Below are 13,093 nucleotides of genomic sequence, written 5' to 3'. Positions count from 1 at the left end.
ATGTCACAGTGTTCGGCAAGCAGATATCGGCACCGAGGCGCGAATCAGCCATGGGCAAGCTTAACGCCCCGGCGCTCGCCATTTATTCGGCGGCGACCGAGGTGGTCGACCGAACCGCGGATCAGCGTCCGCGCACGATCCTCCGGAGCTTCCCGACCCGCGCCGAGATCTCCCTCTCGGCGCCGTGAGTGGTCGGTTCGTAGTAGTCGACACCCACCAGCTCGTCCGGCGGGTACTGCTGTGGAAGGACACCGTCGGCGTGGTCGTGCGGGTACTTGTAACCGACCGCGTTCCCGAGCTGGGCGGCGCCGGCGTAGTGACCGTCCCGCAGGTGCGGCGGCACGAGACCTGCCTTACCGGCCGCGACGTCCGCCATCGCCGCGCCCAGCGCCGCGATCACCGCTCCGGACTTGGGCGCGGTCGCGAGATGGATGGTGGCCTGCGCCAGGGCGAGCCGCGCCTCCGGCATCCCGATGAGCTGCACCGCCTGCGCCGCGGCGGTCGCGGTCTGCAGCGCCGTCGGGTCGGCCATGCCGATGTCCTCGCTGGCATGCACGACGAGCCGGCGGGCGATGAACCGCGGATCCTCCCCTGCCGTGATCATCCGGGCCAGGTAGTGCAGCGCGGCGTCGACGTCGGAGCCACGGATGGATTTGATGAACGCGCTGATGACGTCGTAGTGCTGGTCGCCGTCGCGGTCGTAGCGGACGGCAGCCTTGTCGACGCTCGATTCGACGGTCTCGAGGTCGAGCAGCGCCGGGCGCTCGTCGGTCCGATCCAGCGCCGTGCCGGCCGCCGCTTCCAGGGCGGTCAACGCCCGGCGCGCGTCACCGGCGGCCAACCGGACCAGGTGCTCGAGCGCGTCGTCGGCGATCTCGACGGAGCCGCCGAGCCCCCGCTCGTCGGCGCGGGCCCGTTCGATGACCAGCCGGATGTCGTCGGACGTGAGGGACTGCAGCTGCAGCACCAACGACCTCGACAGCAGCGGCGAGACCACCGAGAACGACGGGTTCTCCGTGGTGGCCGCGACGAGCAACACGATGCGGTTCTCGACCGCGGCGAGCAACGCATCCTGCTGGGTCTTGGAGAAGCGATGGACCTCGTCGATGAACAGGACCGTCTGCTCACCCTGGAGCAGGCGTCGGCGGGCCAGTTCGATGACGCCCCGCACTTCTTTCACACCCGCCGACAGCGCCGACAACGCCTCGAACTTGCGTCCGGTGGCACCGGAGATGAGCGACGCCAGCGTGGTCTTCCCGGTGCCGGGCGGGCCGTAGAGCAGCACCGACGAGGCGCCGGAGCCTTCGACGAGGCGGCGCAGCGGGGCCCCCGGTGCGAGCAGATGCTGCTGGCCGACTACCTCGGACAGCGCCGCGGGCCGCATCCGAACGGCCAGCGGGGCCCCGGGATGAGACGTCGGCGCCGAGCGCGGAACCGACGTGAGGGGCTCGGGTTCCGGCTCGGCGGCGGGGGCCTCGAACAGGCCCGTATCGCTGCCCGGGTCCGTGTCGCCGAAGAAATCAGTCACGCCCCGACGCTACTAGCCGACACCGACGCACCGAGCCGGCTGCACTCAGGAGTGAGCGCGCGCACGGAGGGTCTCGTCGGACGTCGGCGCACGCAGCAACCCCACCCAGGCGTCGATGCACGCCGAGAGCTCGCGGCGATCGGGGGACCCGCTCGAGCGGGCGATTCGCGCCAGCGTCCGCAGCGCGCTCTCGTAGACCATCATGATCCGCTGCAGGCGGACCTCGTCCCGAAGATCATCGAGGGCCTCGCGTAGCCCCTGGTCCACGGCGAGGCCACTCGCGGTCACGGTGGGATCCGCGGAGCCGAACACGCTTCCCAGGATCTCGGCGTCCAGCAGCCGGTCGAGCAGGCCGACGTAGTGATTTCCCTCGCGCACGCTGTCGGCGAGCGGTTGCACGAGGCACCACAGGGCGTCGCGAACGGTCAGCCGACCGTCGGCGGTCCTCCGCTCGCAGATCATCCGCTCGCGGTGCGCGTTGACGGCCGGCAGGCGGTGCTCGAGGACCGCTTCGAGCAGTTTCTCCTTCGACCCGAAGTAGTAGCCGATCACCGATGCATTGTGTTGACCTGCGGCACTGCGGATCTCGGCGAGCGTGACGGCGTCGTAGCCGCGCTGGGCGAACAACCGTTCGGCTGTCTCCACCAGGAGGACGCGCGTTTCCTGGCCGGCGCTGTAGCGGCCGCGTCTGGCAGTCATGGCTGCTCACCCTAATCGCGTCGGATCTCGGGTCGACGTGCCGACGCCGAAGCGCGTCCTGCGCTCACGGATATCGCGCGGCCGCCGATCTGTAAACCCCTGGACGCACACGGAGCGAATCCATTCCAGAAATTAATACTCGGCAATTACTTTGACGATCATCCCAGTCCCCCACACAGATTCGAGGACGACCGATGACGACACTCGAAGCCGCCACGGTGACCGTCACACCGTTGGCCGGAGCGATCGGCGCCGAGGTGCGCGGTCTCCACGTGGCCGCCCTGTCCGGCGCCGACGTCGAGCTCGTCCGGACGGCCCTGCACGACCACGGGGTGCTGTTCTTCCCCGAGCAGGGCGTCGACCCCGCCACCCACCGGGCTTTCGCGCAGCACTTCGGCGACATCGTGTATCCGCACGAGCACCTCGCTCACCTCGGCGACGAGGGCTACCGCGAGATCAGTGTGATCAGCACCGACAACGGCAGCGCCTACCAGGCCAACCGTTGGCACTGCGACGTCGCGTGGAGAGCCGAGCCGTCACGTTTCAGCATCCTGCACATGCAGGTACTCCCGGAGGTCGGCGGCGACACGCTGTGGTCCAACCAGTACGCGGCGCTCGACGCACTCTCGCCCCCGATCCGCGAAGCGCTGTACGGACTGACTGCGACGCATCGGATCGCGCCACTGCCGAACGTCCCCGAGGCGAGGCACCCGCTGGTGATCCGGCATCCGGAGACAGGACGCGAGGCGCTGTTCGTCAACGACCTCTTCACATCCGCGATCGACGGGGTCACCGAGGACGAGAGCCGGGCGCTGCTCGGACTGCTGAAGACGGTGTCGATCAGGCCCGAGTTCACCGTCCGCCGCCGCTGGAGCGTCGGGGACATCGCTGTCTGGGACAACCACTTCGTCCAGCACAACGCCATCTACGACTACGGCGACGAGCCGCGTCGGATCCATCGCATCGAGGTCGCGCCCGAGGCACCCGTCCCCGCGCGCTGACACAGCACAGCCCGTACCCGTCACCCACAGCAGAGGAGCAATGTGACCACCGTCGAGACCCGCCCGTCCACCGCGCACGACATCTACGCCGCCGGCGGCATCACCGTCACCCGGCTCGGCGAGAACATCGGCGCCCTGATCGAGGGCGTGCACGTCTCCGGGGACATCCCCGCCGAGACCGCGTACGCGATCCGCTACGCCCTCGCCGCGAACAAGGTCGTCGTCTTCCGCGGCCAGCACCACGTCACCGACGACATCCAGTACCGGTTCGCCGGCACCCTCGGCTCCCAGACCACCACCCATCCGACGCTGACGTCCGAGGACAACCGGACGCTCGTCATCGAGGGCGCCGCCAACAGCTGGCACACCGACGTCAGCTTCGTCGACCGGATCCCGAAGGCATCGATCCTGCGAGCGGTCGACATCCCGCCCTACGGTGGCGCCACCACGTGGGCCTCGACCACCGCGGCTTACGAGCAGCTTCCCGCCCCCCTGAAGGCGCTCGTCGACAGCCTGTGGGCGGTGCACTCGAACGAGTACGACTACGCAGGCGTACACGCCGACCGCAAGGGCATCGCGGTCAACCGTCACGAGACGATGCAGAACTTCACGCGCCTGAAGTTCGAGATCGAGCACCCGGTCGTGCGCGTGCATCCCGAAACCGGCGAGCGGTCGCTGCTCCTCGGTCATTTCGTCAAGAACTTCGTGGGACTCAAGACCAACGAGTCGGCTGCACTGTTCCAGCTCCTGCAGGAGCGCGTCGTTCGGCTCGAGAACACGTTGCGCTGGGCCTGGACGCCGGGCGATCTGGTGATCTGGGACAACCGCGCGACCCAGCACTACGGCATCGCGGACTTCGGCACCCACAAGCGCAGCGTGCACCGGGTGACCCTGGCCGGCGACGTCCCGGTATCGGTCGACGGGGATGCCAGCCGCATCCTCACCGGCGACGCCTCGCATTTCTCGGTCGTCGACACCCCCGACCGTTTCCCCGGCTTCGACGCCTGACCCACCTGGACCGGGGAAGGAACCGAGCGCAATTCACCTTCGGCGCCTTCGCGACGGAGGAGAATTGCGGCACCGCGGCGCACTTCTCGAATCCGATTCGCCACCGGTCGTCACCCGCGGCGGCTCGACGTCAGCGGCAGCAGCTTCAGCACCTACCGGGCGAATTCCCGGACCTCTCGGACCGGCGCGCGACGGTTCGTTCAGAACAGAGGAGAGCCCCGATGGATCGCACTCAGCTACCGATTCACCTCACCCCGGAGACCGTCGACGCCGCGCACGACGTCCGCGATCAGCAGGTGCCCTTCCCCGGGCCCCCGAGAGTGACCGCACCCGAGGGTGCACCCAACGTGCTGGTGATTCTGCTCGACGACATGGGCTTCGGTGCCTCGTCGGCCTTCGGCGGGCCGTGCTCGATGCCGGTGGCCGAGCAGTTGGCGGCCGACGGGCTGAGGTTCAACCGCTTCCACACCACGGCGATCTGCTCACCGACGCGGGCGGCGCTGCTCACGGGGCGAAACCACCACAGCGTGGGAATGGGAGTCGTCACCGATTTCTCCTCCAGCGCACCGGGCTACACGGGTGTCCGACCGCTGGACGCCGCTCCGCTGGCGCGGACCCTGCGGGAGAACGGCTACGCGACCGGCGTGTTCGGCAAGTGGCACCAGATCCCGCAGGACGAGATCACTCCCGTCGGCCCGTTCACGCACTGGCCGACTCGGGAGGGCTTCGACACCTTCTACGGGATCATCGGCGGGGCCGACGATCAATTCCACCCGAACCTGTACTCCGGCACCGCGCAGGTGGAGCCGCCGTCGACGCCGGAGCAGGGTTATCACCTCTCCGAGGACCTCGTCGACAAGACCAGGGACTGGATCCGATCGGTGCGCGACGTGGACAAGGACCGTCCCTGGTTCGCCTACCTGCCTTTCGGCGCCACCCACTCCCCCTTCCAGGTTCCGGATTCGTGGCGGGACCGGTACCGCGGGAAGTTCGGCCACGGCTGGGACGCGCAACGTGAGCAGACCCTCGAGCGGCAGAAGGAGCTGGGCGTCGTCCCGCCCGGCACGCTCCTGTCGCCCTGGCCCGACGGCGCCCCGCACTGGGACGAGCTCGACGACGACGGTCGCGTCGTCGCGGAACGGCTCATGGAGATGTACGCGGCGTTCGCCGAGCACACCGACGAGCAGGTCGGTCGGCTGGTCGAGTCTCTCCGCGCCGCCGGGGAGCTCGAGAACACGGTGGTCTTCTACATCCTGGGCGACAACGGCGCGTCCTGCGAGGGACGCCTGACGGGCACGTTCAACGAGTCGCGGACCTACAACGGACTGCCGGAAACCGGCGCCGAGATTCGGGATCGCCTCGACGAGATCGGGGGTCCGACCAGCTACGTGAACTACCCCGTCGGTTGGGCCCTGGCGATGGACACCCCCTTCCAGTGGACGAAGCAGGTCGCGTCGCACTTCGGTGGAACGCGCAACGGGCTCGTCGTGCACTGGCCCAAGGGGATCTCCGATCGAGGTGGCGTCCGCACACAATGGCACCACGTCATCGACGTGGCACCGACCATCCTGGAGGCCGCCGGGATCCCGCATCCCGACCGGGTCGACGGGATCGCCCAGCGCCCCATCGAGGGCACCTCGATGCTGTACGCCCTGCGCGACGGCGCCGCGCCGGACCGGCACCTCACCCAGTACTTCGAGATCTTCGGCAACCGCGGGATCTTCCACGACGGCTGGACCGCGGTCACCAAGCACCGTTCTCCGTGGGACCTGTCGCGAACCGACCCCATCCCGTTCGACCAGGACACGTGGGAGCTGTACGACATCACCCGTGACTTCTCCCAAGCCACCGATCTGGCCTCCGAGTACCCGGAACGGCTGGCCGCGCTGCAAGAGCTGTTCCTGGAGCAGGCACGGCTACACCAGGTGCTGCCGCTCGACGACCGAGGCATCGAACGCATGGACGCGGCCGTCGCAGGGCGCCGCGTCCCCGACCTGGGCGGGCGGGTCACCGTGCCGGCCGGCACACGGCGACTACCGACCGCCGCATTCCCCAGCACATCGAACACGTCGTTTCGGCTGAGCGTGCCCGTAGTGGCCGACAGTGCCGAGTCCGACGGCGTTCTGGTGAGCCTGGGCAACTCCTTCAACGGGCTGTCCTTCTACGTTCGGGAAGGGGTGGTGACGTTCGCCCACAACCTGTGCAGTGTGGTCACCACGCACGTACGCGCCACCGAGTCGCTCACGGCCGGCGCACACCTGCTCGAGTACCTGTTCGCCTATGACGGCGGAGGCATCGGGCGGGGCGGGACCGGTCGCATCCTCGTCGACGGTCGGATCGTCGGGGAGGGTCGCGTCGAACGCACGGCCCTGTTCGGGTCCGGTCGGCTGACGGTGGGTGCGAACCCGGGCACGCCGGTCACCTCCGACTACGCCCGCGGCGACGAGTACCGGTACACCGGTCGGATCGGCGAGGTCACTCTCGAGACCGAAGCAGCCGGCGGCCGGCCCACCGACGCTCAGCGGCTCGCGGCGGAGCTCGTCACGCACTGACCGCGCGACGGTCCTGTGAGCGGCCCTGTAAAGGATTCGACGCACGTGGATCCGATACCTCCGTAATTTAATTCCTCCCAATTACTTTGATCCTCGGAGCTTTTCAGCCCAGGCGCGCCGACATCCCGATCGACGCCCCCACCTCGCCCCTGCGAGTTCACCTCCACACGGCCCCGAAAGGACCCCCTGTGTTCAGCCGTCCCGCGCTCCCCCGGAGTCGCTCCCTACTGGGAGCCCTCGTCCTGTCCGTCGTCGGCGTCCTCGGCGCCGCGGGGTGCAACTCCGCGGTCGACCAGGCCGGCGCCGACACCCGTACCGAGGTCACGGAGGGCGGTATCCTTCGAATCGGTGACGGTGGTGATCTGACCCCCGCGTCGCTGTACTCGGGCGCCCCCGCGCAGGCCACCATCACCGGACTGGTCTACGACACCCTCATCCGCTACCCCGCCGACAGCCTCGATCCGCAGCCGAAACTGGCGACGTCCTGGACGGTCTCCGAGGACAAGCTGTCCGTGCACCTGGAGTTGCGCGACGACGTCACCTTCCACAACGGCAAGCCGTTCACCTCGGCGGACGTCGAGTCCAGCATCCGGACGTACGCCGATCCGGCCCGGTCCGGGCAGCTCGCCCGCACAGCCGCCCTGGTCACGGGCTTCGACACCAGCGATCCGCACGCGATCACGCTCACGCTTGCCAGGCCCGCCGGCAACTTCCTCGACCTCTTCGACGTCATGCCGATCATCGACGTCGACACACTGCCCGACCTCGATACCGGCAAGGGGTACAACGGGACCGGTGCGTTCCGGTTCGCCGCCTGGAAGCCGGGGGCGTCGATCACTTTCGACGCCAACGAACAGTACTGGGACGGCGCGCCGCACCTCGACGGGGTGGAGTACGTCATCGTCCCCGACGCCCAGACGCGGGTGTCGCAGCTGCGCTCCGGCCAACTCGACCTGCTGCTCAACGTCGCGCCCCGCGACGCCGACCAACTGGGCGCCGATCCCGGTTTCCGGGTGGTCGACCAGACCGGTGTGCAGCGCACCGCCTACATCGGCGCCAATGTGCAGGCGCCGGGACTCGGCGACATCCGGCTTCGCCAGGCGATCGCCCACGCGGTGGATCGAGACCGGATCGTCGCCGACGTCTACCAGGGGCACGGGGATCTCGCCAACCTGCCGTGGCCGCAGTATTCGCCCGCATTCGACGCGGACCTGAACGGCACGTACGACCACGACACCGAGAAGGCCAAGGCACTGGTCGGCGAGGTCGGCAGCGTGCCGGTCATCCCCGTCGCCTACACGGCGGGATCCACCGAATCCGAGGCGGTCGCGCAGATCGTGCAGGCCGACCTCGCCGCGGTCGGGATCGAGACCACCCTCCAGCCCCAGGATCAGGCCACCACCCTCAAGAACCTGATCGCGGGCACCTACGGCGGCCTGTGGATCACCGAACACACCTTCGCGCAGTACACACCGGCAACCCTGCCCACCAGCGCCTACGTCTACAACGCGAACAAGAACACGTCGAACTTCATCGACCCCGGATACCAGGCCGCCGTCGAAAGGGTCTGGGGGATCACCGATCCGAGCAGTACTGACGCCGAGGACGCATACCGCGCACTGAACACCGAGCTGCTCGACAACGCCTTCGTGATCGGCCTGTTCAACCACGAGAACGAGCTGGCCGCGTCCGCCGCCCTCCAGGGCGTGGGCTGGACCAAGAAGGGCGAGCTCGACCTGAGCGACGCCTACCTGGGTGGGTGACCGACGATGCTGCGCTACAGCCTCCGTCGGATCCCGTCCGCGTTGATCGTGCTCGCCATCGGTTCGGTCGTGATCTTCACCCTGCTGCGGCTGGTACCGGGCGACCCGGCCCAGATCCTCGCCGGCCCCGACTCCTCTCCCGAAGCACTCGAGTCGATCCGTGACGACCTCGGTCTGACCGGCTCCCAAGTCGGCCAGTACTTCTCATGGCTCGGTGGTGTCGCTTCCTTCGATCTCGGGCATTCGCTGATTCTCGGTGGCGACATCGGCTCCCTGCTGCTCGACGCGCTCGGCAACACCGTCGTCCTCGCGGCGGCGGCGCTGCTGCTCGCCGTCGTCATCGCCTTCACCATGAGCACGGTCTCGGTGATCGTCGATCGGCGCTGGCTCAACAGCGTCGTCACCGGGTTCGGCACCGTGGCCGTCGCGATCCCCAACTTCGTCACCGGCACGATCCTGGTGGTGCTGTTCGGTGTGGTGTGGGCGGTGTTGCCCGCGGGAGGTGTGCCGAGGAGCGGCTTTCTCGACGACCCCGGAATCTCCGTGCAGTACCTGATCCTCCCCGCCGTGTGCCTGGCTCTGCCGATCGCAGCAGCGCTCACCCGGTTCCTCACCGAATCGCTGCGCAGCCAACTCGCCGAACCGTACGTCACCACGGCCCGCGCGCTCGGGATCTCACGCCGGCGCATCGTGCTGACCCAGGCCCTGCCCAATGCGCTGCCGTCGACGGTCACGGTACTGGGCATGCAGGTCGGGCATCTGCTCGGCGGAACCGTTCTCGTCGAGGCGATCTTCGCTTGGCCCGGACTCGGGCACCTGATCGAGCGGGCCATCTCGAGCCGTGACTACCCGGTGGTGCAGGTGATGCTGCTGTTCTCCGTCGGGTTGTTCGTCGCCGTCCAATTGATCACCGATCTCGTCAACGCCTGGCTCGATCCGCGCATCCGGCTGGGTGGTCACGCATGAGCGCAATTGTGGACGCTGCACCGGACGAGACCGCCGTCACCACCGATCGGCGCAGTCGCTGGGCCGCGTTGCGCACGGGTCGCGGGTCGGCCGGTGTGGTCCTGGTGACCATCGTTGCGCTCGCCGGCCTCGCTGCGCCCTGGCTCGCACCGTACGCACCCGACGAACAGACCGCCGGCGCGGCGCTGCTCGGACCGAGCGGTGAGCATCTCCTCGGCACCGACTCCGTCGGGCGCGACATCCTGTCCCGGACCCTCTACGGCATCCGGATCGATCTCGTAGTGATCTTCCTGGCGGTGCCGGCCGGAGCGGTGATCGGTTCGCTGCTCGGCCTCGCCGCGACCCGGGACGGCCGGATCGACACCGTTGTCCAACGCGCGTTCGACTTGATCCTCGCGTTCCCGACCATCGTCCTCGCGATCGCGCTCACGATGGTCATCGGTCCCGGCGTCTGGACGATCGCGACGGTGATCGTGCTTGCGGAGATCCCGGTGTTCGGTCGGCTGACCCGGACGTCGGTGCTCACGGTACGGCAGGCGCCCTACGTCGAAGCCGCGAGAACTCTCGGAGCCGAGGAGGGATGGATCCTGCGCCGACACGTCCTGCCCAACTGCTTCGAACCACTGACAGTGCAACTCGCGCTGGCGATGTCGGTGGGGGTGTTCATCGAGGGAGCCATGAGCTTCCTCGGCCTCGGCATCACTCCGCCGGCCCCGTCGCTCGGTTCCCTCATCAAGGAGGGGACGCAGAATGCGTACCACTCACCGTTCTTCGTCGTCGGCCCCCTCGCGGTCGTCGTCGTCCTGGTACTAGGACTGCTCCTGATCTCGCAAGCCCTCGCCGCCCGGTCACGGCTGCGGTGAACCACCATTCCAAGGACTCTCGTGACCACTCGACTACTCGACATCCGCGACCTGACGATCGCCTTCGGGGCGGCACGACCCGCCGTCGATTCCGCCTCCCTCGACGTCGACCGCGGCGAGATCGTGGCCCTGGTCGGCGAATCCGGCTCCGGCAAGTCCATGACCGCCCGCGCGATCCTCGGTCTCCTGCCCGACGGCGCGACTCCCCGGGGGTCGATCGTCCTCGACGGCGCTGAAATGATCGGTGTCCCCGACGCCGACTTCGCCCGCGTGCGGGGCAACACGGTGTCGCTGATCTTCCAGGAGCCGCAGAGCGCGCTGAACCCCGTACGCCGCGTCGGCTGGCAGCTACGGGAGGCGATCCGCGCACACCGGAAGACATCGAGGGCAGGCGCCCGAGCGGCGGCAGTGGACCTGCTCCGGCAGGTGGAGATCCCCGACCCCGAGCGACGCGTGGACTACTACCCGCACCAACTCTCCGGGGGGCAGAAGCAACGGGTCGCGATCGCGCTCGCCCTGGCGGGCGAACCCGATCTGCTCGTCGCCGACGAGCCCACCACAGCCCTCGACGTCACGGTCCAGGCCGAGATCCTGGCGGTGCTCGACCGCCTGCGCACCCGAACCGGCATGGGCATCCTGCTCATCACTCACAACATGGGTGTCGTGGCGCAGCACGCCGACCGTGTCGTCGTCATGCGCGCCGGCCGGGTCGTCGAAACGGGCAGTGTGCACGCGGTGTTCGACGCCCCGACACACCCGTACACCCGATCCCTGCTGGCGGCGGTTCCGCGACTGCCCGAGGAGGCGGCCGTAACGCCGCCTCCGACGTCCGGTGCCGATGTCGTGCTCGAGTTCGACGCGGCCACGGTCACGTACCCGGCACGGCACGGAAGTCCCGCCTTCCGTGCCGTCGACCAGGTGAGCCTCACGGTCCGCCGCGGCGAAGTTCTCGGGCTCGTGGGGGAATCAGGTTCCGGCAAGACCACCCTCGGGCGGGCCGCGGTGGGACTCGTACCGCTCACCGGGGGCCGGGTGCTGGTCGAAGGGCTCGATCTGGGCGAGATCACCGCCCGGCATCTCCGCGAACTGCGGCGCGACGTGGCGTTCGTCCAGCAGGATCCCGCGACCTCCCTCGATCCCCGGCTGACGATCGGCGCAAGTGTTCGCGAGCCGCTCGACGTGCACGGCGTCGGCTCCGCGGCCGACCGCCGCCGTCGCGTGCTCGAACTCCTCGACGCCGTCCGGTTGCCCGCCGCCTTCGCCGACCGCCTCCCGCACCAACTCTCGGGTGGACAGCGCCAGCGGATCGCGCTGGCCCGCGCTCTCGCGCTTCGGCCGAAGCTGCTCATCGCGGACGAACCGACGAGCGCTCTCGACGTGTCCGTGCAGGCCGAGGTGCTCGAATTGTTCACCGCGATCCAGCAGGACCTGGGGTTCGCATGCCTGTTCGTCAGCCACGACTTGGCGGTGGTCCACCAGGTCGCCGATCGGGTCGCGGTCCTGCGGTCCGGGTCGGTGATCGAGGCGGGACCGGTGGATACCGTGTTCACGACACCCCACGACCCCTACACCCGGGCACTGATCGACGCGGTGCCGTTGCCCGACCCGTCGCGTCGAGACGTCCGCTCCGCCGACCGTCAACCAGCCGCGGTGTGACGCCGAACGCGCGGACCGGGCAGGGCGCACGACGTCACCGCAGAAACGCGCCCGGTCAGCGGCCGAACAGCGATGCGAAGAAGCCCGACTTGGCCGGCTTCTCGCACGTGCAACGCTCACTCGCCGGGACCGTCCGCATGACGCTGTCGACGTGCTGGCCGCAGCCGCCCCACGTGGTCTTGGAGCAGGTCTTGCAGGTGACGGGGTAACACACGATGAATCTCCTCGGGGATGTTGCGGATCGTGCCGTCAATAATACCCCCAGGGGTATCGACGACAATGTGCTTGTTCCCACACCCCCCGAGCCGGGGTCAGCGCCGCGGTGTGGTCGATCGAATCCGGTCGAGGGGCCCCGAGAGCTCGAGACGCCGGCGCAGGACCGGGTTGTCGGTGGCCTGGCTCGCGTGGCACGCGATGGCAGCAGCCTGCATCTCCCGATCGACGGCCACATCGAGCACGTCGTCACCCTCGAACCCGGCGAAGGCCGCGCCGAACTCGCGGTTGAGCGTGTCGGCGACGGCCGGTGCCACGCCCCACTCGAGCACGCGCAGACCTCGTTCACGCGCGACGCGGACAGCGGACGCGGTCGCCGCACGATGGTCGGGATGACCTGTGACGCCGCTCGACTCGAACACGACCAGCGTCGCGGCCGTTCCGAGCGCATCGACCACCACCGCGTCGAGCGCGTCGGGGTCCACCCCGTCCAGACCGCCGTCGGGGAAGTCCAGAAGAGCGACGTCGCCGATTCCGAGGCCGGCGGCGGCGGCCGACAGCTCGTCGCGTCGTATCTCCGCGAGGTCCGCGACAGCGCCGAGCGTGCTGGCCTCGCCGGCCGTCAGGCACAACACGCGAATGTCGGCGCCGAGCACCGCCAGCGCGGCCAGCACCCCGCCCAATCCGAAACTCTCGTCGTCCGGATGCGCCACCACCACGAGCGACGGACCGCCCGCAGCGATCTCACCCAGAACCGCGTCCGCTGTACCCGTGTCCATGCCGAATCCCTTCCGAGTCGCTCCAGTCTCGTCCACCCAGCGCCCCACCACAGTCGGAACCGCCG

General features: G+C 68.9%; 11 protein-coding genes. 7 read left to right on the top strand and 4 right to left on the bottom strand.

Annotation, left to right across the window (positions count from 1 at the left end):
* Positions 1 to 121 precede the first annotated feature (121 nt).
* On the bottom strand, positions 122 to 1,528 hold the full coding sequence (locus PSS76_RS17580) for a replication-associated recombination protein A (RefSeq protein ID WP_013415906.1): 1,407 nt from the start codon (positions 1,526 to 1,528) through the stop codon (positions 122 to 124).
* A 45-nt stretch (positions 1,529 to 1,573) separates the two neighbouring features.
* Positions 1,574 to 2,227 (bottom strand): TetR/AcrR family transcriptional regulator, encoded by a 654-nt coding sequence (locus tag PSS76_RS17575; RefSeq protein WP_337456474.1) that lies wholly within the window; start codon positions 2,225 to 2,227, stop codon positions 1,574 to 1,576.
* A 194-nt stretch (positions 2,228 to 2,421) separates the two neighbouring features.
* On the opposite strand from PSS76_RS17575, the gene PSS76_RS17570 reads away from it, so the two are divergent.
* From PSS76_RS17570 to PSS76_RS17540, 7 genes are all read left to right on the top strand, one after another.
* Entirely contained in the window at positions 2,422 to 3,228 is an 807-nt protein-coding gene (locus PSS76_RS17570; protein ID WP_005513467.1) for a TauD/TfdA dioxygenase family protein, read from the top strand.
* 42 nt (positions 3,229 to 3,270) lie between these two features.
* Positions 3,271 to 4,236 (top strand): TauD/TfdA dioxygenase family protein, encoded by a 966-nt coding sequence (locus PSS76_RS17565; protein WP_013415904.1) that lies wholly within the window; start codon positions 3,271 to 3,273, stop codon positions 4,234 to 4,236.
* A gap of 221 nt (positions 4,237 to 4,457) precedes the next feature.
* Positions 4,458 to 6,788: an arylsulfatase gene (locus PSS76_RS17560; protein ID WP_337456473.1), complete on the top strand. Its 2,331-nt coding sequence runs from the start codon at positions 4,458 to 4,460 to the stop codon at positions 6,786 to 6,788.
* A 188-nt stretch (positions 6,789 to 6,976) separates the two neighbouring features.
* Positions 6,977 to 8,551, top strand: coding sequence for an ABC transporter substrate-binding protein (locus PSS76_RS17555; protein WP_013415902.1), 1,575 nt, complete (start codon positions 6,977 to 6,979; stop codon positions 8,549 to 8,551).
* Positions 8,552 to 8,557: 6 nt separating this feature from the next.
* A complete protein-coding gene (locus PSS76_RS17550; protein ID WP_005513471.1) occupies positions 8,558 to 9,517 on the top strand; it encodes an ABC transporter permease in 960 nt (319 codons plus the stop codon).
* Positions 9,514 to 10,380 carry an ABC transporter permease gene (locus PSS76_RS17545; RefSeq protein WP_084968685.1) on the top strand — a complete coding sequence of 289 codons (867 nt, stop codon included), beginning with the start codon at positions 9,514 to 9,516 and terminating at the stop codon, positions 10,378 to 10,380. The genes PSS76_RS17550 and PSS76_RS17545 overlap by 4 nt, the downstream gene beginning before the upstream one ends.
* Before the next feature lie 21 nt (positions 10,381 to 10,401).
* Complete coding sequence (locus PSS76_RS17540; RefSeq protein ID WP_013415899.1) at positions 10,402 to 12,036, top strand: ABC transporter ATP-binding protein; 1,635 nt, start codon at positions 10,402 to 10,404, stop codon at positions 12,034 to 12,036.
* Between the two features lie 55 nt (positions 12,037 to 12,091).
* On the opposite strand, the gene PSS76_RS17535 is transcribed toward PSS76_RS17540, so the two are convergent.
* Positions 12,092 to 12,250 (bottom strand): DUF8730 family Cys-rich protein, encoded by a 159-nt coding sequence (locus PSS76_RS17535; protein ID WP_013415898.1) that lies wholly within the window; start codon positions 12,248 to 12,250, stop codon positions 12,092 to 12,094.
* Between the two features lie 97 nt (positions 12,251 to 12,347).
* A complete protein-coding gene (locus PSS76_RS17530; RefSeq protein ID WP_064057871.1) occupies positions 12,348 to 13,028 on the bottom strand; it encodes a PIG-L deacetylase family protein in 681 nt (226 codons plus the stop codon).
* Positions 13,029 to 13,093 lie beyond the last annotated feature (65 nt).

This window comes from Prescottella sp. D32 (genome assembly GCF_037287305.1).
GTDB lineage: Bacteria > Actinomycetota > Actinomycetes > Mycobacteriales > Mycobacteriaceae > Prescottella > Prescottella equi.
This window is presented reverse-complemented; position numbering and strand designations above follow the sequence as displayed.